Annotated in this window: 20 protein-coding genes; 7 read left to right on the top strand and 13 right to left on the bottom strand. The window is 71.0% G+C overall.

Annotated features, from left to right (window positions below; genetic code table 11):
* Positions 1-97 precede the first annotated feature (97 nt).
* Positions 98-3316 (bottom strand): NACHT domain-containing NTPase, encoded by a 3219-nt coding sequence (locus OHA11_RS06170; protein WP_266492767.1) that lies wholly within the window; start codon positions 3314-3316, stop codon positions 98-100.
* A gap of 295 nt (positions 3317-3611) precedes the next feature.
* Here OHA11_RS06170 and OHA11_RS06165 point away from each other — a divergent pair, with 295 nt between their 5' ends.
* Complete coding sequence (locus OHA11_RS06165) at positions 3612-4865, top strand: lipase (RefSeq protein WP_266492765.1); 1254 nt, start codon at positions 3612-3614, stop codon at positions 4863-4865.
* Between the two features lie 59 nt (positions 4866-4924).
* On the opposite strand, the gene OHA11_RS06160 is transcribed toward OHA11_RS06165, so the two are convergent.
* The 4 genes from OHA11_RS06160 to modA all read right to left on the bottom strand — a co-directional run bounded on the left by OHA11_RS06160 (position 4925) and on the right by modA (position 8495).
* On the bottom strand, positions 4925-5344 hold the full coding sequence (locus OHA11_RS06160; RefSeq protein ID WP_266492763.1) for a molybdopterin-binding protein: 420 nt from the start codon (positions 5342-5344) through the stop codon (positions 4925-4927).
* A 151-nt stretch (positions 5345-5495) separates the two neighbouring features.
* Positions 5496-6554 carry an ABC transporter ATP-binding protein gene (locus OHA11_RS06155; protein WP_266507000.1) on the bottom strand — a complete coding sequence of 353 codons (1059 nt, stop codon included), beginning with the start codon at positions 6552-6554 and terminating at the stop codon, positions 5496-5498.
* 115 nt (positions 6555-6669) lie between these two features.
* Complete coding sequence (modB, locus tag OHA11_RS06150) at positions 6670-7509, bottom strand: molybdate ABC transporter permease subunit (RefSeq protein ID WP_266492761.1); 840 nt, start codon at positions 7507-7509, stop codon at positions 6670-6672.
* Between the two features lie 125 nt (positions 7510-7634).
* On the bottom strand, positions 7635-8495 hold the full coding sequence (modA, locus tag OHA11_RS06145) for a molybdate ABC transporter substrate-binding protein (RefSeq protein WP_266506998.1): 861 nt from the start codon (positions 8493-8495) through the stop codon (positions 7635-7637).
* A gap of 213 nt (positions 8496-8708) precedes the next feature.
* Here modA and OHA11_RS06140 point away from each other — a divergent pair, with 213 nt between their 5' ends.
* Both OHA11_RS06140 and OHA11_RS06135 read left to right on the top strand, forming a co-directional pair.
* Complete coding sequence (locus tag OHA11_RS06140) at positions 8709-9191, top strand: molybdopterin-dependent oxidoreductase (protein ID WP_266492759.1); 483 nt, start codon at positions 8709-8711, stop codon at positions 9189-9191.
* A gap of 172 nt (positions 9192-9363) precedes the next feature.
* Positions 9364-10224, top strand: a complete 861-nt coding sequence (locus OHA11_RS06135; RefSeq protein ID WP_266492757.1) for an NAD-dependent formate dehydrogenase — start codon at positions 9364-9366, stop codon at positions 10222-10224.
* 34 nt (positions 10225-10258) lie between these two features.
* On the opposite strand, the gene OHA11_RS06130 is transcribed toward OHA11_RS06135, so the two are convergent.
* The 5 genes from OHA11_RS06130 to OHA11_RS06110 all read right to left on the bottom strand — a co-directional run bounded on the left by OHA11_RS06130 (position 10259) and on the right by OHA11_RS06110 (position 16626).
* A complete protein-coding gene (locus tag OHA11_RS06130; RefSeq protein WP_266492756.1) occupies positions 10259-11488 on the bottom strand; it encodes a transposase in 1230 nt (409 codons plus the stop codon).
* A gap of 337 nt (positions 11489-11825) precedes the next feature.
* Positions 11826-12221, bottom strand: a complete 396-nt coding sequence (locus tag OHA11_RS06125) for a molybdopterin-binding protein (RefSeq protein WP_266492754.1) — start codon at positions 12219-12221, stop codon at positions 11826-11828.
* A gap of 36 nt (positions 12222-12257) precedes the next feature.
* Positions 12258-14654: an excinuclease ABC subunit UvrA gene (locus tag OHA11_RS06120; RefSeq protein WP_266492752.1), complete on the bottom strand. Its 2397-nt coding sequence runs from the start codon at positions 14652-14654 to the stop codon at positions 12258-12260.
* Between the two features lie 197 nt (positions 14655-14851).
* Positions 14852-15340 (bottom strand): pyridoxamine 5'-phosphate oxidase family protein, encoded by a 489-nt coding sequence (locus tag OHA11_RS06115; RefSeq protein ID WP_266506996.1) that lies wholly within the window; start codon positions 15338-15340, stop codon positions 14852-14854.
* A gap of 251 nt (positions 15341-15591) precedes the next feature.
* The gene (locus OHA11_RS06110; protein ID WP_266492749.1) at positions 15592-16626 is read right to left on the bottom strand and encodes a LacI family DNA-binding transcriptional regulator; all 1035 of its coding nucleotides are present in this window, start codon (positions 16624-16626) and stop codon (positions 15592-15594) included.
* Between the two features lie 209 nt (positions 16627-16835).
* On the opposite strand from OHA11_RS06110, the gene OHA11_RS06105 reads away from it, so the two are divergent.
* Together OHA11_RS06105 and OHA11_RS48285 are read left to right on the top strand one after the other, a co-directional pair.
* Entirely contained in the window at positions 16836-17618 is a 783-nt protein-coding gene (locus OHA11_RS06105) for a TIM barrel protein (protein WP_266492747.1), read from the top strand.
* 40 nt (positions 17619-17658) lie between these two features.
* Positions 17659-17889 carry a Gfo/Idh/MocA family oxidoreductase gene (locus OHA11_RS48285; RefSeq protein WP_323186755.1) on the top strand — a complete coding sequence of 77 codons (231 nt, stop codon included), beginning with the start codon at positions 17659-17661 and terminating at the stop codon, positions 17887-17889.
* Here the strand turns inward: OHA11_RS48285 and OHA11_RS06095 are convergent.
* Positions 17870-18247, bottom strand: coding sequence for a DUF952 domain-containing protein (locus OHA11_RS06095; protein WP_266492745.1), 378 nt, complete (start codon positions 18245-18247; stop codon positions 17870-17872). The genes OHA11_RS48285 and OHA11_RS06095 overlap by 20 nt on opposite strands.
* A 59-nt stretch (positions 18248-18306) precedes the next feature.
* Here OHA11_RS06095 and OHA11_RS06090 point away from each other — a divergent pair, with 59 nt between their 5' ends.
* Together OHA11_RS06090 and fusA are read left to right on the top strand one after the other, a co-directional pair.
* Positions 18307-19167 carry a DUF429 domain-containing protein gene (locus tag OHA11_RS06090; RefSeq protein ID WP_266492743.1) on the top strand — a complete coding sequence of 287 codons (861 nt, stop codon included), beginning with the start codon at positions 18307-18309 and terminating at the stop codon, positions 19165-19167.
* Positions 19168-19508: 341 nt separating this feature from the next.
* Positions 19509-21698, top strand: a complete 2190-nt coding sequence (gene fusA, locus OHA11_RS06085; protein WP_266492741.1) for an elongation factor G — start codon at positions 19509-19511, stop codon at positions 21696-21698.
* A gap of 45 nt (positions 21699-21743) precedes the next feature.
* Here fusA and OHA11_RS06080 read toward each other — a convergent pair whose 3' ends face one another.
* Together OHA11_RS06080 and OHA11_RS06075 are read right to left on the bottom strand one after the other, a co-directional pair.
* Positions 21744-22160, bottom strand: a complete 417-nt coding sequence (locus OHA11_RS06080) for a hypothetical protein (RefSeq protein ID WP_266492740.1) — start codon at positions 22158-22160, stop codon at positions 21744-21746.
* The gene (locus tag OHA11_RS06075; protein WP_266492739.1) at positions 22133-23191 is read right to left on the bottom strand and encodes a hypothetical protein; all 1059 of its coding nucleotides are present in this window, start codon (positions 23189-23191) and stop codon (positions 22133-22135) included. The genes OHA11_RS06080 and OHA11_RS06075 overlap by 28 nt, the downstream gene beginning before the upstream one ends.
* Positions 23192-23480 lie beyond the last annotated feature (289 nt).

Raw genomic sequence — 23480 nt, 5'->3', positions numbered from 1 at the left:
AAACATCCCGCCAGGTGCACTCGGGGCTGTGTTACCCGGAAGTGACCGGTGGGACACCCCAGTTCATACGTGTGTTCGGGACCGCGACGCAGGGGCGTCAGGGGTGCGGGTGGATGTCGAGTTCGACGGTTTCGGGAAGCGAATCCGCCCCGCGGATCTCGCCGGGGTAGGCGAGCCGTACCCGGCGCAGCCGGGGCAGTCCGGCGAGGGGTGCCAGATCGAGCTCCGCGACCTGCGACAGATGGATCTCCTCAAGCCCCGGCAGACGCCGGGCGATCCGCCGCAGCGGAACGGCCGAACCGGACCTGGCCCGCACATCCAGGTGGGTGACCTGAGGGATCTCGGTGCGCGGGGCGAACAGCAGGATGCTCAACTGCTGAGGGGAGAGCGTCAGTCTGCGTAGCTTCGGCAGCGCACTGAGAAGAGAGCCCCAGCCGTCCGGCGTCAAGCGCTCGCTCGCGTCCTGCAGACGCAGTTCTTCGAGTTCCCGGCACGCCACGATGCCGGAGAGCTGTGCCGCCGACGACGGGAGCGACAGCAGGCGCAGCTCGGCGGCGCGAGGGAGATCGGGCAAGCCGCGCCAGGGCACCTCCGGTCCCACGAGGAGTGCCTCCAGCCGTGGGCAGTCCGCCAGTTTCAGCAGGGGCTCGAACTGGGGGAGATCCCGCAGTTCCAGCCTCCGCAGTTGCGGCAGCCGCGTCAGGGGCGTGGGGTCCTTCACGTTCCGGCAGCCTTGCAGGACGAGTGTTTCGAGCTCGGGAAAGGCGGAGAGCAGGTCGAGGTCCCGCAGTTGCAGGGTGTGGCGAAGGCGCAGTTCGCGCAGCCGCCGAGGATCGAGCGAGGTACGGATCTCCTCGGGGCTGAAGTCGCCGTGGATACCCACCCGTTGGTACCGGGACATGGAGCGCAGGGCGTCCAGCTCGGCGTGCGAGCGCACCGTGACGGTCTCGTCGGGAGCGGTGTGGAGGAGCGGCCGCACGATTTCCTCGGCGTACACCGTCGTGTCGAACCGGTCCCAGTGGCCGAGGAGTTGAGCGCGTACCGCCCCCTGGCCGGTCCCCAGGAACTCCCGGAGCCTGGGGATGGCCGCGTCCCCGCCGATCTGACAGATCGCGTGGACGGTGGCCAGTTCCTCGTCGCCCTCCAGGTCCTTCGCCCTGGGCAGCAGCCCGATGAGCAGCGGGCCCGTCTGCGCCAGTGCCCCGGCCTCCCGCAGACTGCGCGGCGGAAGCATCCGTGCGGCCCGGTCCTCGATGGCTTCACGCACCGCCGGTTCGAGACGGGTGGCCTGTTCCAGGGAGGCGAGCGCGAGGAGCCGTAACCGCGCCTGCACCGCCGTGTCCCGCTCCCGGTCGCCCCGTTCACGCAGCCGGGTCAGCAGGTCGGCGCGCTCCTGGTGACGCGCCTGCGCGACGGCCATCTGGACCACGTCCTCCCACTGGTCCAGGTGCGCGTTGTTCACCAGCATGCCGATGTCACGCTCTTCCAGCACGGCCCTGGCGCCCAGGAAGTCCTGGAAGGTCCGATGGATGAAGTTGACGGTGCCGGTGGCGGGTTCGCGCAGCAGGCCGGAACGCTCCAGGAGGTGTTGCAGGGCTTCCTCCGCCGTCCCGACCTCCGCGAGGCGGGGCACGGACGGCTGGAGCCGTCGCACCACGTCCACCGCGTCCGCCCGGTCCAGTTGCGTCCGCTCGTTGCGGATCAGCCAGTACGCGAGTCTCTGGAGCGGTTCCGTCGCCGACCTCTGGTCCAGTGCCGGGCGGTCGCGGCCGTACACCTCGCGCTCCACGTCGCGCCGCTCCAGAAGCATGGAGAGCGCCGCCTCGTACAGGGCGGCGCGGCCCTGTGGCAGGAAGCCGCGGCGTTCCCGGTGCAGAGCGCAGATCAGGCCGCACATCAGCGGATTGGTCGCCAGGCGGCTCAACTCGGGGCTGCTGCGCAACGACAGCGTGAGCGACTCACCGAGCTCCTCCGAAGCCCCCGCCGCCGTGTGCCAGCGCCGGATGAACTGCTTCATGTCGGCGGGCCGCATCGCGGCGAGCGCGAACTCCTGGAAGCCCTCGCGGGCCAGCCAGCCCCGCTCCAGGGCCGAGGGGCGGGACGTGAGCAGCCACAGGTTGCCGGGGAAGACGGCGAGCAGCTTTCTGAGCCAGGCCCGTGTGCGGGTCCGGTCGTCCTTCGGAATCTCGTCGGCCCCGTCGATGAGGATCACGCCGCGCCCGTGCCGCAGCACCCGCGCCGCCCATCCGTCGGGCTCCGTGCCTACGAGCGGGCAGCCGATCCGGCGCAGGAAGTCCTCGGGCACGGGCAGTTCGGCGTCCTTGCGCGCCAGGGTGCGCAACGGCAGAACGAAGGGGACGCGTCCGAACAGCTGCGACAGTCTGCCGGGCAGTTGCTCCTGCTGGGCCGTGGCGAGGGCCAGCCACTGCACCAGGGTCGTCTTGCCGGTGCCCGCGACCCCGCGAAGCAGCACGCGCTCATGGCCGGCCAGGACCGCCTCGGCCGGACCCGCGGCCTGCTCGGCCTCCGTGTCCCGGTCGGCTCCCGGCCCGCCGTTCACCACCGGAACCGGATCGGCTCCGTCGCGGTACGGCACGGCCTCCAGACTCAGATACGCGGCTTCCAACGGCCAGTCCTGGCCGTCGGGTTCGCGCAGGTCGACACCGTAGATCGTGAGCCTGCCGTGGTTCTCGACGATGTAGCGCGCGTACTCCTCCTCGAACTCGGCATCCTGGCGGCTGATGTCCGGCAGTTGCCGCAGGATTCTGTCCAACTTCTCGCTCTGCTCCCGGATCTCGCGGCTCTGCTCGATCTGGGCACGGGCTGCGAATCCGGGCCGCTGGCTGAAGAGGCGCATGAGATGCACGCAGGCCGTCTCCAGGAGACGGTCGTGGAAGCGGGCGGCGTCGTCGCTCAGGAGCCTTCGCGTGCTGGGGCCGGCGCTCCTGGACAGTTCCGCGGCCAGTTTCTCGGGGCCGAGCCCGAAGGCGTGGACGTCGTCCATGTCGAGATCGCCGAGCGCGTGCAGGGTGCGGGTCAGCGCCTGCCCGACGGCGTCGTGCTCATCCGCGCCGATCGGCGGATCGTGCGGCCCGGCGGCCCGTACGGCGCGGCGGACCAACTCGCGGGCGAGCTTGTGCAGATCGTCCTCGGTGAGGGCGCGGGGCTCCTTGCCGAACGACACCAGACGACGGATCGGAACAGGTCGTTCGCCGAACTCCGCCCCCGGCACGCTCGCGGGCGGCAGCAGCAGCCGTTTGAGCACCGGCACGACCACCGCCGACGCGATCCGCAGGCCTACCGTGCCGCCGTCCACAGCAGCCCCTCCCTCAACCAGCGCCGACGCACGCCCGCCCCGAACTCGCAGGCCCCTCGAATCCCGTTCACCCTAGCCGCGGACACCCGCCTCGCGTCAGAGGCCGCAGCCGCTTCGGCTCCCGGCCGGGTGTGGACACCAGGAGGGCTCGGGGGCCTGCACCAGTGCGGCGAATGTCGCTGCGCGTGAGGCTGAACGGACAGTTGTCGAGCCGTACTTGGGGGAAATCGTGGTCTTCCCGACCTCAACATCATCGCGCCGCGGAACCCGGCACCGCGGCGCTCTCCGAGCGCACGTGGCAGCGGTGTGCTGCGGCCTGCTGCTGGGCGGGCCGGCAGTCGCCGTCGCCGCAGCTTCGCCCGCCGTCCATGCCCCAGCGCACGCGCAGCACGAGGAGCACCAGCACGAACAGCGCGGCCGGGGAACGTTGGTCTCCGCCGAGAGGCTGTACACGCTCGCGACGCCGCGGGCCGTGGCCGCTGAGCTGCGCGGGGCCGGGTTCGACGACGTCACCGTCCGGCACGGCGTGGTCGCGTACCGGCTGATCTACCGGACCGTCGACGTGTACGGACGGCCCACCACGGCGAGCGGGCTGTTCGCGCTGCCGCTCAAGAGCGAAAGAAGGCTGTGGGCGATGTCCTTCGGGCACGGCACCGGCACTCACAAGGACGATTCCCCGTCCATGCGGCGTGGCGACTTCGAGTCCGCGCCGGTGATCGCATACGCGACGGCCGGTGCCGCGGGGATCGCCCCCGACTACCTCGGAATGGGCAAAGGACCCGGACCGCACCCCTGGATGGACATCGGTTCGGAGACCACGGCATCCCTGGACATGCTGCGCGCGGCCCGTGCCTTCGCGCCCCGCACCGGCCACCTGCTGGAGCGCGACGTCATGGTCACCGGTTTCTCACAGGGCGCCTCGGCGGCGCTGGGGCTCGGCCGGGCTCTGGAGGCGGGCGAGGACCGCTGGTTCAGGCTGGGCGCGCTGGCACCGGTGAGCGGCGCGTACGACTTCGGCGGCGCCGAACTGCCCGCACTGGTCGAGGGCCGGGTGGACCCCAAGTCCGGTGTGCTGTACGCGGCGTACACACTGGTGGCGTTCAACCGGCTCCACCACATCTACGACAGCCCTGGCGACGTCTTCCGAGCTCCTTATGACCGTACCGTCGAGGCGCTGTTCGACGGCGCCCACACGGGGGAGCAGCTGATGCGGGGAACCCCGGGCACTCTGGACGAGTTGCTGACCGAACACGGTCGTGAGGTGCTCGCGCATCCGACGGGGCCGCTGGCGGCGGCGCTGCGCACGACCGACGCGGTATGCGCTGACTGGGCCCCCAGCGCCCCGGTCCGGCTGTACATGGCGACCGGGGACGAGCAAGCCGTCACCGCCAACACCGAGCACTGCCAGGCGGCTTTCTCGGGGAACGGCGTGGACGCTCCGGTGGTCGATCTCGGCGATGTCGACTACCGGGGGTCTCGTCACCTGGGGGCCAATGTCGCGGCTACGTCGGCGATCGTGCGCTGGTTCGGTGAGTTGCGCGGCAGGTGACCTGGAACGACCCGGCTCCGGGGTCCTCGGCGGAAGCCCAGGATGTCCCGGACGTCGGCTCACGCGGTCGCGAGGGAGACCTCGGTCGACTTCATCAGGGCCACGACGGGGGAGCCGGCCGTCAGGCCGAGGTCCGTGAGCGCGTCCTTGGTGATCGCGGCGGTCAGTTCGGCGCCGTCGACCGTGATCCTGACCGAGGCCATGGCGCCGCCCGTGACCACGCCGGTGACGGTGCCGGGCAGCTGGTTGCGGATGGACAGGCCCTCGAGCGGGCCGGTGGCCAGGGAGACCTCCGTGGACTTCACGAGGGCGCGGACCGCCGAGCCCTCGGCCAGACCGAGGTCTTCGACGGCCTCCACCGTGATCGCCGCGGTGAGGTCCTGGCCGCCGTCGAGGCGGACCTTGACCGTGGCCATCACCTCCCCGGGGGTGATGGCGGTGACGGTGCCGGGGATCTGGTTGCGGATGCTCAGGCTCATGGTGGAACGCCTCACGGAGAAACAAAAGAGCGGATTTGTTGCATTTATCCCCTACTGTCACTTCACCGTAGTCGGACGCGGGCATTATCGGCGGCACGGCTCGACTCGCCGACCGCTCCCCGCGCCCTTCCCGCCCGCTTTCCGCCCGTTGTCAGACGGGGTAGGCGTGGGTCTGTGTCGCCTTGACCGTGGCCCAGACCGGTGCGCCCGGGTGCAGGTCGAGTTCGGCCGCGGCGACGGTGGTGAGGTCGGCGGCCAGGGAGAGCTCGCCGGTGAGGTCGGCGCGGATCTGGTCGCCGTGGGTCTCCAGTCCGGCGACTTCGCAGCGCCAGAGGTTGCGGGCGCTGGAACCGGTGGGGCGATCGCGGTAGAGGGTGACCGCGCTCGGCCGGAACGCCACGAAGACCGGCCCGGACAGGCCTTCCGTGGTGGTGATCGTGAGGTCGGCGTCGAGCCGCACCGAGTGGCCCTCGGCGTCTCCCCGGTAGAGGTTCAGCCCGACCAACTGCGCGATGTACTCCGTGCGCGGGTGCCGGGCGATCTCGGAGGGACCGCCCTCCTGGACGATCCGGCCGTGCTCCACGACGACCAGCCGGTCGGCCAGCACCATCGCGTCGAGCGGGTCGTGCGTGACGAGTACGGCGACCGCCTCGAACTCGGCCAGATGGCGGCGGAGTTGGGCGCGCACCTCCAGGCGGGTCCGGGCGTCCAGCGCCGCCAGGGGCTCGTCGAGGAGGAGCAGCCGGGGGCGGGTGGCCAGGGCGCGGGCGAGGGCGACGCGTTGGCCCTGGCCGCCGGAGAGGCGGCGGGGCTTGGCACCGGCGTGCTCGGCGAGGCCCATGCGGTCCAGCCACTCGGCGGCCTGAGCACGGGCCTCCGCCTTGCCGACGCCGTGACAGCGCGGACCGAAGGCCACGTTGTCGAGGGCGGTGAGGTGAGGAAAGAGCAGGTAGTCCTGGAAGACGACGCCGACCGGGCGCGACTCCGGCGCCGTACGCTCCAACTCCGCACCGTCCAGGCGGAGATGGCCGCCGGTGAGCGGGACGAGGCCCGCCAGGGCGCGCAGGGCGGTGGTCTTGCCGGCGCCGTTGGGACCCAGCAGCGCGACCACGTCGCCGGGCGCGGCGGTCAGCGCCACATCGAGCCGGAACGAACCGCGGTCGACGACGAGCCGGGCGTCGAGCCCGTCGGCCGAGGGATCGGTCCGCATGCCGTGGGCGCTGGTGCCGTGAGTGTCGTGGGTGTCGTGGGTCTCGGTCATGCTGCTCTCATCCGTGGACCTCGATCGTCCCACTGCCATCCGGTGGACCTCGGTCATCTTGCTCTCATCCCGCTGCCATCCAACGGTCGCGCAGGCCCGCGAGCACCGCGATCGACACGGCGAGCAGGACCAGGCTGAGGGCGATCGCGGCCTCCGGATCGCTCTGGAGGGCGAGGTAGACCGCGAGGGGCATGGTCTGGGTACGGTCGGGGAAGTTGCCCGCGAAGGTGATCGTCGCGCCGAACTCGCCCAGCGCCCGCGCCCAGGCCAGTACGGCGCCCGCCGCGATGCCCGGCGCGATCAGCGGGAGCGTGACGCGGCGGAAGGCCGTGAAGCGGGAGGCGCCGAGCGTGGCGGCCGCCTCCTCGTAGCGGGGGTCGGCGGCCCGCAGGGTGCCCTCGACGCTGATGACCAGGAACGGCATCGCCACGAACGCCTCCGCGACCACGACCCCCGCCGTGGTGAACGGCAGCGTGATCCCGAACCACGAGTCCAGCCACCGCCCGACGATGCCGTTGCGGCCGAGCGCCATCAGCAGCGCCACACCGCCCACCACCGGGGGCAGGACGAGCGGCAGGGTGACGAGGGCGCGTACGAGCCCGCGCCCGGGGAACTCGACCCGGGCCAGCAGCCAGGCCAGCGGCACGCCGATGACCAGACTCACCGCCGTCGCCGCCGTGGCGCACACCAGGGACAGCCGGAGCGCCTGCCAGACCTCGGCGCTCGTCAGCTGCTCGGGCAGGCTGTGCCACGGCGTCCGCACGAGCAGGGCGATCAACGGCACCAGCAGGAACGCCAGGCCGAGCAGCGCGGGCACCAGCAGGGGCAGGGGCACACCTCGACCGCCACCGCGTCTCACCCGCACGCGCCGCCGCCGCGGCCCACCCCGGAGGGTGTCGCCCACGGCGGCGGACTTGTCGGGCGTGCCAGGTGCACCAGACGTACCGGCTGGACCAGACGTACCGGCCGGACCAGACGTACCGGCCGGACCAGACGGGCTGGATGAACCGGACGCGCCGGTCGGGGAGGTCACGGCTTGAGGAACCCGGCCTCGGTCAGCACTTTCTGGCCGTCGGCGGACCGCACCAGCGTGATGAACGCCTTGGCCGCCTCGGCGTTGGGCGCGTCCTTGAGGAGGGTGATCGGATAGTCGTTGATGGCGTCGGCGGACTCGGGGAACTCCACGCCCTCCACCTTGTCACCCGCCGCGTTCACGTCGGTCTTGTAGACGACCGCGGCGTCGGCTTCCTTCAGCTCGACCTTGGTCAGCGCGCCCTTGACGTCCTGCTCGTACGACACCGGGGTGAGCTTCAGCTTGCTCGCGTCCAGGGCCTTCTGCGCGGCGGCTCCGCACGGCACCTCCTTGTCGCACAGCACGACCTTCAGACCCGACTTCGTGAGGTCCTTGAGCGAGGAGATCTTGTCTGGGTTGCCCGGCAGGGTGGCGATCTCCAGCTGGTTGCGTACGAAGGTCGCGGGCGTCCCGGAGGCGTCGCCCGCATCCGTGACGATCTTCATCGTCTTGGGGCTGGCGGAGGCGAACACGTCGGCCGGGGCACCGCTGGTGAGACTCGCGGCGAGGGTGTCGCTGCCGCCGAAGCTGAAGGTCACCTTCGTACCCGGGTGCGCCTTCTCGAACTCCTTGCCCAGCGTCGTGAAGCTCTCCTTGAGCGACGCGGCGGCGAACACGGTCACCGTGCCGGACAGCTCGTCCGACGAGGATGACGAGGACGAAGAAGACGACGAGTCCGAGGCGTCCGACTTCGCCGACGAGGAGTCGTCGGACGAGCAGGCGCTCAGGGCCAGCAGGGCGGCGGCGCCTGCGCCGGCCGCCCGCAGAGTGCGGCGGGTCTGGCTGCTCCGGCGACTGCGGCGCGCGGTACGGGTCATCACGGGTCCACTCCCTCTGGTCCTGACGCGGAGCGCCTGCCGGACGTACGCCGACAGGGCCCGGTAGGTATGCACGTGCAGATGATAGTGCCGCAGATACCAGGGAAAAGTCTCCTGTCGCTTTGCATGAGCCGGATCTGATCTCCATTGGGATGGCATGTGCGTTTGTACGGGATGCCGGTCCGGGTACGGTCATCCGGGAGGTGGTAGCCCGTGAGCCAGTCCCTCGCAGCTGCCCGTACGGCCGCCGGTCCGGTGCCGGAACTGATCCTCACCGGTGATCTGGACCGTCCGGCGCGGCTGACGGTGCCCGACCTGCTCGCCTGGCCGCAGCACGAGGCCGAGGTCAGCTTCGAGTGCGCCACCAGCGGAATCCAGCACCACCACTTCACCGGACCGCTCCTGCACGACGTGCTGACGGCCGCCGGCCCCGGCTTCGACCCCGTCCGGCGCAAGGACCGGCTGCGCTTCCTGATCGCGGTGTCCGGCAGGGACGGCCACCACGCGCTGCTGTCCTGGGCCGAGATCGACCCCGACTTCGGCCGTGCGCCGGTCCTGCTCGCGGTCGGCATCGACGACACCGCACTCGACCGCGAGGGACCTCAGCTCGTCCTGCCCCAGGACCGCTGCGGCGCCCGGCACATCAGCGGCATCGACACGATCCGCGTGGACGGCGGCTACACCGAGTGGGCGTGACACCGCCCGCGACCTGCCCCGCCTAGTCCACGGCCTTCCCGATCGCCTCCCCTGCCGCGCGTCGCCCGGCCCATGCTGTACGTCGCGCTGTACGTCGCCGTACGTCCCTGTACGTCGGCACAGCGGCACGCCGGCACCCCGGGCGCGCAGCCCCCTCCCGCGGAGGTCACGCATGCAACTGCGCCAGCTGGAATACCTGGTCGCCCTCGCCCGCGAGCGCCACTTCGCCCGTGCGGCGGCGGCCTGCTACGTCTCCCAGCCCTCGCTGTCCGCCGCGATCCGCCGCCTCGAACACGAGCTGCGCGTCCCGATCGTGCGGCGCGGGAGACGGTACGTCGTGATGATGACGCTGTCCCTCGTCCGCAACTACCTGCCGTCCCATCAGGTCGTGCTCGACGGCGGCTGGAACATCGCCGACTGCGTGGCCCGTTCGTACGACCTGGAGGGCATGCACGTCGGCACGGTGGCCGCCGGGCGCATCGGCCTCGCGGTGCTGCGACGCCTCGCGCCCTTCGACGTACAGCTGCACTACACGGACCGCCACCGCCTGCCCGAGGACGTCGAGCGGGAGTTGGGCCTGACCTTCCATCCGACGGCCGCCGACATGGTGCCGTACTGCGACGTCGTCACGATCAACGCGCCGCTGCATCCTGAGACGGAAGGGCTGTTCGGCGACAAGCTGCTGGGCCGGATGAAGCGCGGCGCGTACCTCATCAACACCGCGCGGGCGAAGATCGCCGACCCCGACGCCGTCGACCGGGCGCTGCGCAGCGGCCAGTTGGCGGGTTACGCGGGCGACGTCTGGTATCCGCAGCCGGCGCCGCCCGACCACCCCTGGCGGACCATGCCGCACCACGGCATGACCCCGCACATCTCCGGCTCCTCCCTCTCCGCGCAGGCCCGTTACGCGGCGGGCACCCGGGAGATCTTGGAGGCCTTCTTCGCCGGGCGCGCGATCCGCGACGAGTACCTGATCGTGGACGGCGGCGCACTGGCGGGAACGGGCGCGCACTCGTACTCGGTCGCCAATTGAATCCTCCTCTCCCTGAAGGGAGGGGATTCCTGGCTCAGGCAGCCGTCCGGGGCAGCGCCCCGGGTGGTCTTGTGCCCTCGGCACCAGCCGGGTTGAGACCAGCCCGGACGAGCATGACGCGTGCGGAGTTCTTGTCCCGTGGGGATACGGTTCCGCAGGCGGTGCAGGTGTAGGTGCGCGTCCCCAGCGGCAGTGTGTGCTTGGCTCTCGCTCCGCACTGCGCGCAGTCCATCGTGGTGTGCGCGGGGTGGACCAGGTGCACGATCCTGCCGTGCTTGCGGCCCATCTCGATCAGGGCCTGCTTGGTGGCGCCGATGGCGGCGTCGGCGGCCTTCCTGGCCATGGTGGTCCTGGCGAGGAACTTCGGTCTGAAGTCCTCGACGGCCAGGGCGTCGTGGTCGCGGACGACGGACTTGGCCCACTTGCGGGCCGTGTCCTGGCGCTGCCGGGTGACCTTGTGGTGCGTCTTGGCCCGGAGTTGCTTCGCTGTGCGGTAGCCCTTCGACCCGGTCTTCCCCTTCTTCGGTCTGCGGCGGGCCATCATCCGGTCGTACCGGGTCAGCTTCTCTTTGGCCTTCCGCCCGTGCTGGGCGTGCGGGAGGTCATGGGCGTCGCTGGTGGTGGTCGCGGTCTCGTTCACACCCCAGTCGACGCCGATCACGCGGCCGGTGGCGGGGAGCGGCTGCACCTGGGCGGGGACGACGAAGCCGGCGTACCAGTGCCCGATGGTGTCCTGATAGACGCGCACGCTGGAGGGGGTGGTGGGAAGGTCCCGCGACCACACCACCGTCAAGGCGATGCCGCCCGCCAGGTGCAGCTTGCCGTCCTTGAGGCGGAAGCCGCGCCGGGTGTAGTTCAGCGTCGGCGCCGCCTCGCGTTTCTTCTTCCACTGCGGCATCCCGGACCGGCGGTGCTGCGGGACGCGCTCACGGATGTCTTTTTGGGCCTTGGCCCTGGACTTGCCGAAGTCACGGATGAGCTGCTGCTGCGGGACCGAGCTGCCTTCCCGCAGCCAGGGTGTCACCTTGCGGGCCTCGGTCAGCATCTTGTCGAGCTGGGCCGGGCCGCAGGTCCGCTTGTCGGTGCCCTCGGGACGATTCCTGTTCCAGGCGTGGACCTGCTTCGACTTGGCCACGCACTCGTTCCACACCCACCGGCACCGGTCCCACTCCGCCATCAGCAGCGTGTGGGCGGTGGACGGCACCCGAAGCCGGAACGTGTACCGCGCATGCCCCGCCCCGTCGGCCCCCGCCGCTTCCGCCACGCCCTCACCCCCATCCACGTTCCGGCCCCCGAACCCTGCCGGACGACCATACGTACGAGATCCACACACCCGCGCCCCTCTCCCACCGCTATCACCCCCATCAGCGAACACGGGCACACGCGTTCGCCTGCACCCGGCTCCGCCGGGCAACCCGCAGCGGCGCACCGCGCCCGGAAAGCAGGATGCGGCGACGCTCCGCATCACTGTCACGGGATGCGATTCTCCCCCGCAAGCGGGAGGTACCCCCACCCCGGCGTGAACGCCGGGCCCCCTCACAAGAGACGAGTGATCGGCCTCTCGGCCGGGGCATGACCGGCGGAGGTCACCCCCGTTCCCCTCAAGCGCGGTCGATGTGCACGTTCGTCGACTTCACACGGGCGGTGGCCTCCACCCCGACCTCCAGGCCGAGCTCCTCCACGGCCTCCCGGGTCAGCAGCGAAACCAGCCGGTGCGGCCCGGCCTGGATCTCCACCTGGGCCGCGACATCGCCGAGCTTCACGGCGGTGACGATGCCGGGGAAGGCGTTGCGCACGGAGGTGTACGAGACGTCCTCCTCGCCACCGCCGCTCTTGGCCAGCTCGACGGAGAAGGCGGCCAGGTCCCGCCCGTCGACGAGGCGCCGCCCGCCCTCGTCCCGGTGCGTGGCCACCCGGCCCGCGTCCGCCCACCGCCGCGCGGTGTCCGGACTCACCCCGAGCAGCCGCGCTGCCTGGCCGATCGTGTAGGACTGCATGCGCGCCAAGATAGGCGATGCGGGCGAGACAGGCGATCAAGCGCCGACGTAGGCCGCCAGGTGCTCGCCGGTGAGCGTGGAGCGGGCGGCGACGAGATCGGCGGGCGTGCCCTCGAAGACGATTTTTCCGCCGTCGTGGCCGGCGCCGGGGCCGAGGTCGATGACCCAGTCGGCGTGCGCCATGACCGCCTGGTGGTGCTCGATGACGATGACGGACTTGCCGGAGTCGACGAGCCGGTCGAGCAGGCCGAGCAGCTGCTCGACATCGGCGAGGTGGAGGCCGGTGGTCGGCTCGTCGAGGACGTAGACGCCGCCCTTGTCTCCCATGTGGGTCGCCAGCTTGAGCCGCTGCCGCTCGCCGCCGGACAGCGTGGTGAGCGGCTGGCCGATCGTGAGGTAGCCGAGTCCGACATCGGCGAGCCGCTGGAGGATCTTGTGCGCGGCAGGCGTGTGCGCCTCACCGGCGCCGAAGAACTCCTCGGCCTCCGTCACCGGCATCGCGAGCACCTCGCTGATGTCGCGGCCCCCGAGGCGGTACTCCAGCACCGACGCGTCGAACCGTTTCCCGCCGCAGTCCTCGCAGGTGCTGGAGACTCCGGCCATGATGCCCAGGTCGCTGTAGATGACCCCGGCGCCGTTGCAGGTGGGGCAGGCGCCCTCCGAATTGGCGCTGAACAGCGCCGGCTTCACGTCGTTGGCCTTCGCGAACGCCTTACGGATCGGTTCGAGGAGGCCGGTGTACGTCGCCGGGTTGCTGCGGCGCGAGCCGCGGATCGGGCTCTGGTCGATCGACACCACACCCTCCTCGGTGGGGATCGACCCGTGCACGAGCGAGCTCTTGCCGGAGCCGGCGACACCGGTGATGACGCTGAGCACCCCGAGCGGGACGTCCACGTCGACGTCCCGCAGGTTGTTCGCCGTCGCGCCCCGGATCTCCAGCGCACCGGTGGGCTTGCGCACCTCCTCCTTAAGGGAGGCCCGGTCGTCGAGGTGGCGGCCGGTGATGGTGTCGCCGGCCTTCAGCCCTTCGACGGTGCCTTCGAAGCAGACGGTGCCGCCCGCCGTACCGGCGCCGGGGCCGAGGTCGACGACGTGGTCGGCGATCGCGATCACCTCCGGCTTGTGCTCCACGACGAGCACGGTGTTGCCCTTGTCCCGCAGTTGCAGCAGCAGGCTGTTCATCCGCTGGATGTCATGCGGGTGCAGGCCCGCGGTGGGCTCGTCGAAGACGTACGTCACGTCGGTGAGCGAGGAGCCGAGGTGGCGGATCATCTTGACGCGCTGCGCCTCGCCGCCGGACAGCGTGCCCGACGCCCGGTCGAGCGAGAGGTAGCCGAGACCGATCTCCACGAAGGAGTCGAGGGTCTGCTGGAGCGCGGTGAGCAGCGGCGCCACCGACGGCTCGTCGAGGCCGCGGATCCACTCGGCCAGGTCTCTGATCTCCATCACACAGGCGTCGGCGATGCTCTTCCCGTTGATCTTCGACGAGCGGGCCCCCTCGGCGAGCCGGGTGCCGTCGCACTCGGGGCAGGTGGCGAAGGTGACCGCCCGCTCCACGAACGCCCGGATGTGCGGCTGCATCGCTTCCTTGTCCTTGGACAGGAACGACTTCTGGATCTTGGGGATCAGTCCTTCATAGGTGAGGTTGACGCCGTTGACCTTCACCTTGGTCGGCTCGCCGTAGAGGAAGTCCCGCATCTCCTTCTTGGTGAACTGGCGGATCGGCTTGTTCGGGTCGACGAAGCCGGACTGGGCGTAGACCTGCACGGTCCACTGGCTGTCCGACTTCCAGCCGGGGATGGTGAACGCGCCCTCGGCGAGCGACTTGGAGTCGTCGTAGAGCTGGGTGAGGTCGATGTCGGAGACCTTGCCCCGGCCCTCGCAGCGCGTACACATACCGCCGGTGCGGTTGAAGGTCGCCTTCACGGTCCTGGTCTTCTCGGCACCGCGTTCGACGGTGATCCCGCCGCTCGCCCGGACCGAGGCGGTGTTGAAGGAGTACGCGCTGGGCGGGCCGATGTGGGGCTTGCCGAGCCGGCTGAAGAGGATGCGCAGCATCGCGTTGGCGTCGGTGGCGGTGCCGACCGTGGAGCGGGGGTCGCCGCCCATCCGCTGCTGGTCGACGGTGATCGCGGTCGTCAGCCCGTCGAGTACGTCGACCTCGGGCCGCGCCATCGTCGGCATGAAGCCCTGCAGGAAGGCGCTGTAGGTCTCGTTGATCAGCCGTTTCGACTCCGCGGCGATCGTGTCGAACACCAGGGAGCTCTTGCCCGAGCCGGAGACACCGGTGAACACCGTCAGCCGCCGCTTCGGGATCTCGATGTCGACATCCTTGAGGTTGTTCTCGCGCGCGCCGTGCACGCGGATCATGTCGTGGCTGTCGGCGTCGTGCGGCGCAGGCGACTGCGCGTCCGTCCTCGTGGCCTTGCTCATCGTGTCTCCCTCCGTGGGACGGGACCGCTCCCGCGGTTCTCCGTCGCTGTCGCCTGGCCCGATCGACCCGACCGGCTTCGAGCAGCATGTCTGGTTCTACTTCGTCGGCGGCGGTCCCGGCAACGGTCCGCCGTACTCCCTGATGGGCGGCGTCGGCCGGGTCCGGCCCTGGCCATGTGGCGCGCCCGGCCGAGGCGTCAGACCGACCAGCGGCCGTCGCGCATCAGCTCGCGGTCGGCCAGCTCGTTCACTTCGCGCCAGGCCTGGATACGGCGCGGAGAGATACGGAACCATCGGTACGGCGTGGCCAGGGCCCGCGGGTCGAAATCGGTCTGCGCGGCGAACCGGTCACCCCGCTCCTTCGGCAGCGCGTCGATCTCCAGGACCTCGACCTCGCCATCGATCATGACCACGTCTCGGGTAGGGCCCAGCCCCAGCCGAACGGTTCGGGTGGCGGCGAGGTTCCTGCCGGTGGGGCTGTCCGTCGGCGTGGCCACCAGCAGCGCTTCGCCGTCCCAGTCGAAGGACAGCGGTACGAGGTACGGCGCACCGTCCGCCGAGGCGCTGGCCACCCAGAGATCGACGTCGTGGGTGAGCCGGTGCTGGGTGTCGCGACGACGCTGGGCGCGGGAGCGGGGAGCGGCGCTGGCCGGCGGTGACGTCTGGGTCCGCGGGGCCGACCGCACCGCAGGACCGTCCGTCGTATCCGTCGTATCCGTCGTATCCGTCGTGTCTGACGAGTCCGGCGACGAGTCCGGGGACGCGTTCGCCGGGGACGCGTTCGTGTTGTCACGCGGGGGAAAACCCGGCTGAGTGGTGAGGCACATGACGGTCACGCTAGCCGCGGCTCGGGGGCGGCGCTTCTCGATTCCTGACCGATGCGTTCAGGCGCCTCACCAGGTACGACCGGCTCGGTCGTTTCACCACGTACGACCGGCTAGACGCCGTGCGGCGGTGCCGCCGTGGTGCCGCGGGTCACGAGACGCGGGGCGATGACCGTATCCGTACCGGACGGCTCCTCGCCCTCCAGCCGTGCGACGGCCCGGCCGACGGCGAGTTCGGCGAGGCGGGGGATGTCCTGGCCGACGGTGGTGAGGTCGATATGGGCGAGGCGGGCGAGGTGGCTGTTGTCGAAGCCGACCACGGAGACCTCGTCGGGTACGGGGACGCGGGCGCGCAGGAAGGTGTCCAGGATGCCCGTGGCGCAGCGGTCGTTGAAGGCGAGGACGGCGGTGGGCCGCGGCCGGACGTCGAGGAGAGTACGGGCGGCCGTGGCGCCGTCCTCCTCGGTCAGGCCGCCGGGCAGCACGCGCGCGAGGTCGGCGAGACCGTGGCCGTTCATGGCCGTGCGGTAGCCCCGGCGTCGGTCGGCGGCGCCCGGTGCCCGGCCGCCGTCGATGTGGGCGATGTCGCGATGGCCGAGGGCCACCAGATGATCGACGGCCTGGCGGGCACCCGCGTCGTCGGCGGTGCGCACGACGTCCACACCGGCGGCGGCCGGACGCAGCCGCCGGACCACGGAGACCACCGGCAGGTGTGCCGCGAGTTCGGCGAGCCGTGCGGCAGGGGCCTGCGGACCGAGCAGGATCAGGGCTTCGCAGCGGTCGCCGAGCAGCGCCTCCACCGCCTGCCGCTCACCGCGGCTGGGGGCGACGGCGCTGAGGGCGACCTGGTAGCCGGCGGGCTCGGCGGCCGCGTAGATGCCCTCCACGAGGTCGGTGTGGAAGGGCTGTTGGAGACCGAACTGCACCCCGAGCAGACGCGAGCGGTTGCTGCGCAGCAACCGCGCCCGGGAGTCGGGCCGGTAGCCGATCTCCCGCGCGGCCTTGAGCACCCGCTCGCGCGTCGCCGCGCTGGCGCCTTTCGCCTCGCGCATCACGATGGAGACCAACGCCGTGGACACACCGGCCCGGGCCGCCACGTCGGCGAGGGTCGGCCGCTTTCCGTCCGGGACCACGGGGGTCGCTGGCATCGTCGGCCTCCCCGGTCGAGGTGTGTGCTTCCGCCGACGATCGTAGACCAAGGGGAAACGCGCTGGTCGGAGAGAGCTGCAACGTTCTAGATCCGGGTCGTCCTGAACTTGACACGGCGCCTCGGCGGCTGGCGTACTGCTACTCCCGACTGAATATAGAACGTTCTAGTCGGGTGTGCCCGTGGCGAACCGAGAGAGGACGAGCAGCGATGTTCACGTTGGGGGTCTGTGCCGAGATGGTCTTCCGGGACCTGCCGATCCATGAGCGGGCACGGCGCATTCACGACGCCGGTTTCCAGGCCGAGATCTGGGACTGGACCCGGCACGACCTCGACGCCCTCGCCCGGACCCCGGCCGAGTTCTCCTCGATGACCGGCTACATCCGCGGCAGCCTCACCGACGAGGACGGAGCGGCCGAACTCCTGCGCACCGCCGAGGAGTCGATCCGCGCGGCCGAGCAGCTCAGCTGCCCCCGGCTGAACCTGCACGGCACAGGCCTGGACGGCGAGGGACTGCCGGTGGTGCCCGTGACCGGCGAGCCCACCGGCGAGATGTGGATCGCCGCCCACCGCACACTCACCCGCCTCGCGGAGCTGGGCGAGAGCGCCGGAGTCACCTTCACGCTGGAGAACCTCAACACCGCCGTGGACCACCCCGGGGTGCCGTTCGCCAGAGCCGCCGACACGTTGGCGCTGGTCGCCGCCGTGAACCGCCCCGGGCTGCGGATGAACCTCGACCTCTACCACGCGCAGATCGGCGAGGGGAACCTCGTCGAACTGGTCCGCCGGGCCCACGGCCTGGGCCTGATCGGCGAGATCCAGGTCGCCGACGTACCCGGCCGTTGCGAACCGGGGACCGGGGAGATCAACTACCCGGCCGTCGCGAGCGCCCTCGTGGACCTCGGCTACGAGGGCACCGTCGCCATGGAGGCCTGGGCGTCCAGCGACAGCGACCTCGCCCTGGAGAGGTTCCGCTCGGCCTTCACGCCCTGACGGTGCTGTTTGACGCCCTGACGACGCCGCGTCACTCCCTATCGGCTTCAACCGCCGCTACGACCCCGGCTTCCGCGCCGCCCGCGACAGATTCCACGACGCGTACGTCGCCGAACTCGCCGACTTCACCGACAGCGTCCGTACCGGGCGCACCCCCTCCGCCACTGGCGAGGACGCGCGCGCCGCACTGTCCATCGCCATGGCCGCCATCCAGTCGGTCACCACCGGCGGTCCTGTCCGTGTCGCCGAACTCAAGGCCGAGGCCGAGTAGGCGCTTCCTCGAACCCCGTCGCCCGGCCTTCCTCATCCCACTGGATCTCCAGTACGCGTTCGACGGCGTCGCGGTTGATCGGGCCGAACACGTGCGGGAACAGGACGCCGTCGTCGACCCCCGGCGGCGGCGATGGATCGGCCGCCTCCCGTATGCACCTCGCGGTGAGCCGGTTTTCGTCGAGGAGCAGGGCCAGCAGCGGCCTCGGCGCGTCTCGGTAGAAGGCGTTGACGACGGCCAGCGTGGTCTTCTCGTCGGGGGAGCAGTGGACGAAACCGTCCTCCGCGAGGGAAGCCGGGGCGTACGGCTGGTCGGGATCGGTGGTCCAGTCACCGAGCGGCACGGCGTGATAGATCATGGTCCGGTTATAGCCGCTCCTCCACGCGAGGGCGACGGGATGTCTGGTACTACCGACCCATGGGGATAGAGCGGTTCATCGGCATCGACCTCGCCTGGGCGCAGGGCGGAACGCGTGCCAAGGCCAACGAGACCGGCGTGGCCGCCATCGACCGTCGCGGCGTGGTGCTCGAATGCGGCTGGACCCGCGGGCCCGAGGAGACGATGGCATGGCTGGCCAGGACAGCCGTCGACGGATCGACCCTGGTCTTCGTCGACGCGCCGCTGGTCGTCGACAATCCGGCAGGCCAGCGGTCGTGCGAGCGGGAGGTCGGCCAACGGTACGGGCGTTGGAAGGTGAGCGCGAACAGCACCAACCAGGGCACTCCCCGCCGGGCCGGCGTGCTCCTACGGGCAGGTCTGGAGGAGAACCGCTGGGTCTACGACGACGGCAGGGACGGACCCCCGACGGGCGGTCTTGTCATGTCCGAGTGCTATCCGTACACGACGCTGGTCGGGGCCTCCGAGCTGGGATACGACCAGGAGCGGCCCACGTACAAACGTCGGCCGGCGCGTGTGCCGACGGCGGAGTGGCGAGCCGTGCGGGCAACGGAATGCGACAAGCTGATCGGGCGCATGGCGGGCCTGGCCACCGCCGATCCGCCCCTCCTGCTCGCCTCCCACCCGGTCTCCCGGCAACTGCTCGACGAGCCCTCACCTCAACGGGACGCCGACTACAAGCACCGCGAAGACCTCATCGACGCCCTGCTCTGCGCGTGGACGGCCGCTCTGTGGTCCCGGCACGGCTCGGCACGCTGCCAAGTACTCGGCGGAGACAGCCTCGTGCCGCCCGGCAGCGCCCCGACCATCATCGCGCCCGCCCGCCCGGAGCAGCGGCGTGACAAGGAAAATCCAGTGCCCCGCCCCCGTCCTGTTCCCTAGACTCGCCCCACACCGCGCGCCGCGCATCACCGTGGCGCGCCCCGTGACCAATGAGGGGAGCCCGGCCATGCGTTACCGCACCGCTGTTGTTGTTCCCCTGTCGCGGTACGAGGTGATCCTCGTGTCTTCGGGTGTCCGGTGACGGCTGCGCGGCCGTGACCGGATTGTCCTGACGAACACGAACGCCTGATCTCCGTACGCTCCCTCGCCCGCCCCGCACGCGCATCCCGTCGCGGTTGCGTCTGTTCGGGCGTGCCGGTGCGGAAGTGCCCGTAGGTCATGGCCCGTTCGTCCGGGAATCGCGCCGACCCCTTCTGGATCATCCTGAAAGGCCATGGGCCGTGCGTACCGAACTGCACCGCGATCTCGTCAACCCGCTGACCGCCGTCCGTAATCTGGGCATCCTGGCCCATGTCGACGCCGGGAAGACCACCGTCACCGAGCGGATCCTGTATGTCACCGGGACCACGCACAAGCGCGGTGAGGTCCATGACGGCACGACCGTCACGGACTTCGACTCCCAGGAGCGTGACCGTGGGATCACCATCTTCGCCGCGGCGGTGAGTTGTGCCTGGGATGGGCATCGGATCAATCTCATCGACACCCCCGGGCACGTCGACTTCTCCGATGAGGTCGCGCGGTCGCTGCGCGTGCTCGACGGAGCGATCGCGGTGTTCGACGCCGTCGCGGGCGTCGAGCCGCAGAGCGAGTCGGTGTGGCGGCAGGCCGACCGGTACGGCGTGCCGCGCATCGCCTTCGTCAACAAGCTGGACCGGGCAGGCGCCGATCTCGACGCGGCGGTCGCGTCGATCCGGGAGCGGCTGCATCCGGCCCCGCTGGTCGTGCAGATGCCGATCGGCGTGGAGGACGGGTTCATCGGGGTCGTCGATCTGCCGCGTATGCGGGCGTTGGTCTGGGCCGACGGCCGTGACTCGGTCGAGGAGGGCCCCGTACCCGACGACCTGCTCGACGAGGCCCGGCGGCGGCGTCGGGTGCTGGAAGAAGCCGTCGCCGAACTCCATCCCGGTGCGCTGGAGGAGTTCTGCGCGGAGTCCGCCCTCTCCGCGCGGACCCTCGAAGGCGCGCTGCGCGACCTGACCCGTACCGGTGACGGTGTGGTCGTGCTGTGCGGCTCGGCCTATCGCGACCGGGGGATCGAACCGCTGCTGGACGCCGTGGTGGCGTACCTGCCCTCGCCGTTGGACGTGCCCGCCGTGCGCGGTGTCCGGGCAGAAGAGCGGGACGGGGACCTGGACAGTGGAGAGGAGAAGCGGGTCGCCGACCCCGCGGCTCCGTTCGCGGCGCTGGTGTTCAAGGTGAACGCCACCGCCACCGGGCGGCTGACCTACCTGCGTGTGTACTCGGGAACGATCCGGAAGGGAGAGGCCGTGGCTGTGTGTGGCGCGGGCGCGGGCGCGTTGCGTACCGAGCGGATCGGGCGGATTCTGCGCGTCCAGGCCGACCGGCACGCCCAGTTGGATCGGGCCGTGGCCGGGGACATCGTCGCGGTGGTCGGGCTGAAGGCCGTCCGCGCCGGTGCGACCGTGTGCGCGCCCGGGGCTCCGCTGGTCCTCGAACCGCCGACCACGGCCGAACCGGTCGTCTCCGTCGCGGTCGAGGCCCGTGCCCGTACGGACACGGACCGCTTGGTGTCGGCGTTGACACGGCTGGTCGAGGAGGATCCCTCGCTGGTCGTACGAACCGACCCCGAAACCGGTCAGACCGTGTTGTCCGGCATGGGCGAACTGCATCTGGAGGTGGCGGTGGAGAAGATCCGGCGCGCCCACGGGCTGGACGTCCGGGTCGGCCGGCCGAAGGTGGCGTACCGGGAGACGGTCGTACGCGGGGTCACCGGACATGTCCACCGGCACGTCAAACAGGACGGTGGCGCGGGGCAGTTCGCGCATGTCGTCCTCGATGTGGAGCCGCTGCCGACTGCCTCCGGCACGGCCGGTGACAGTGCGACGGGCTTCGAGTTCCGGTCGGTCGTGGTCGGCGGTCGCGTACCGCAGGAGTACGTCCGGGCGGTGGAGGCCGGTTGCCGTGACGCGCTGAGTGAAGGGCCGCTCGGTGGTCATCCGGTGACCGGACTGCGGGTCGTCCTGACCGACGGCGCGACTCATCCGAAGGACTCTTCGGAGATGGCGTTCCGGACGGCCGGGCGGTTCGCGCTCCGGGAGGCGTTGCGCGCCAGCGCGATGGTCCTCCTGGAACCGGTGGTCGAGGTCACGGTCACCGCGCCCGAGGACTCCGTGGGCGGGGTGCTCGGCGACCTGGCCGCGCGGCGCGGGCGGGTCTCCGACTCCACCACGCGCGGGGGAGCGGGAGCAGGCATGGGGGCGGGGACGGGAGCGGGCACGGTGGTGATCACCGCCACCGTGCCCCTGGCCGAGTTGTTCGGTTACGCGACCCGGTTGCGCAGCCGGACGCAGGGCCGGGGAACCTTCACCGCCCTGCCCACCGGCTACGCACCGGCTCCGGCCGCGGCTTCGGCACCGAGCCCGATGTCCGACGGGACACCGGCCCGGTAGCCGCGGCGACGGTCCCGCCCGTACGCGGGCGGGACCGTCGTCCCCTCAGCCCAACGCGTCGCGCAGCAGCCTGGCGTTCTTCGCCGTCCGGCTCGATCCCTTGCGGTCGGCCAGCGCCGTGACCTCGGCGATCTCTCCCTTGGCCCCGCACCGAGACGCGCACTCGACGGCGAGCGCGAGCAGGGCCCCCGTGCCCCGGACCGGGGTGCCGTCGCCCAGCAGACCGGGCAGAGCGGCTTCGAGTACGGACCACACGGTGGCGTACGCGCCTGTCTCGGCGACAGCCCGCAGCGAGCCGCTTGCCTTGTCCGCGTAGGGCCACCCGTGATTCAGCAGCGCCTCCAACTGCCGTCCGAGCAGTCCTGTGTCCAGCTGCTTCCGTGCGGCGAGTACCAGCACGGCGTCCACCACCGCGCCGCCATCCATCTGCCAGATCAGCCCGAACGCGAGCGCGAGGTGCACCGAGTAACCCGCCGGACCGCCGGACCGCCGGACTCCACGACGTACGGCAGGTTGCGGGGCCACCGCTGTTGGGACATGCGCGGCTCGAAGTAGTCGCGTGCCATCAACTCCTCACGGTGATGCGGCAATTGGGCCACCCAGAAGGGTGCCATCGGGTCGGCCAGGCCCGAGTTGCCGACATACGGGCCGATCAGGGACGCCGCGACCTGGGGGAGCGGGGGATCGATGACGACTCCGGGGCGTGCGGGTGTCCACCAGCCCTGCGACGCCGGTTTCGGCGGCTTGCGGTGGGGCCATCCCTTCGGCTCCGCGTCCTGGTGCGCCGGGCCGCCCTCGCGCAGCCAGCGCGCCAGCCGCTGTCCGGCGTCGGAGGCGAGTGACTCGGCCGCGCGGAGCACCTGTTGGTCCGTGGTCGGTGTGACCCGCAGCAGAGCCTGGGCCAGGTCGACGGGCGCGGGGGTGACACCGAGTTCGTCGAGTGCCGAGATCCGCTCCATCGGTACGGCGGCGTCCAGCGCGCCGGTGGCGAGGGTCGGCACGGCCAGCAGGAACGGCTGGGTGCCGGACTCGATGACGTCCATCGCCTCGGCCAGGCGTGACGCGAGCATCGAGCCGGCCAGGGAGTGGCTGCGGCTCGGGGTGGTCCGGTTGAGGTGGACGGCCCGGAGCATCAGGGCGGCCCGGCCTCGCGGTTCGTCGCCACGTACCGCGCGCGCCACGTCGTAGAGGTCGGACTGCACCCAGTCGACCTTGCTCTTCGGTTCCCTGCGCATGACCGGCCTCAGCGCGTCGGCCAGTGCGGTCCGGTCGAGGTGGGCGTGCCGGACCAGTCCGTCCAGGGCACGCTCGAACGCCACCACGTCCTGGTCGTTCGCGACGACCGCCGCGACCTCCTGCGCGACCTCGGCAGCCGTCGCGATGGGGCCCGGCACCGGGCGGGGCTCGGGCACGGCGGGCAGCACGTCGGCGTACGCCTCGGCGACGGCATCCGTCCCGGTGACCGCGTCCGGGGACGTGCCCAGCTCAGCCACGGGGCATCGGCACCATGTCGGTTCGACCCGTGCGCCACACAGTAGGCCCTAAAACCCGCCACCTCGGCAGCTACCGAAAACGCTTGCCCCTCTTGCCAGTTGACGAGGACCGGGCGCCAGGCACTCACGGTCGTGACAGCATTCGCCGCGTTTCTGTGAGGCTCGCTGTTGCGGCCGTGCGGTCGCAAAGCTGTGGCTAGACTCGCGCAGCATGCGTAGCGCCAGCCCCATCCGGCAGTGGAAGAAGACAACCCTTCGCGCGTCGCGCGTCAACGTTCACGGCTGGAGA

This window comes from Streptomyces sp. NBC_00878, from assembly GCF_026341515.1.
GTDB lineage: Bacteria > Actinomycetota > Actinomycetes > Streptomycetales > Streptomycetaceae > Streptomyces.
Note: the sequence above shows the minus strand (reverse complement) of the source record. Positions and strands in the feature narration are given on the sequence as shown.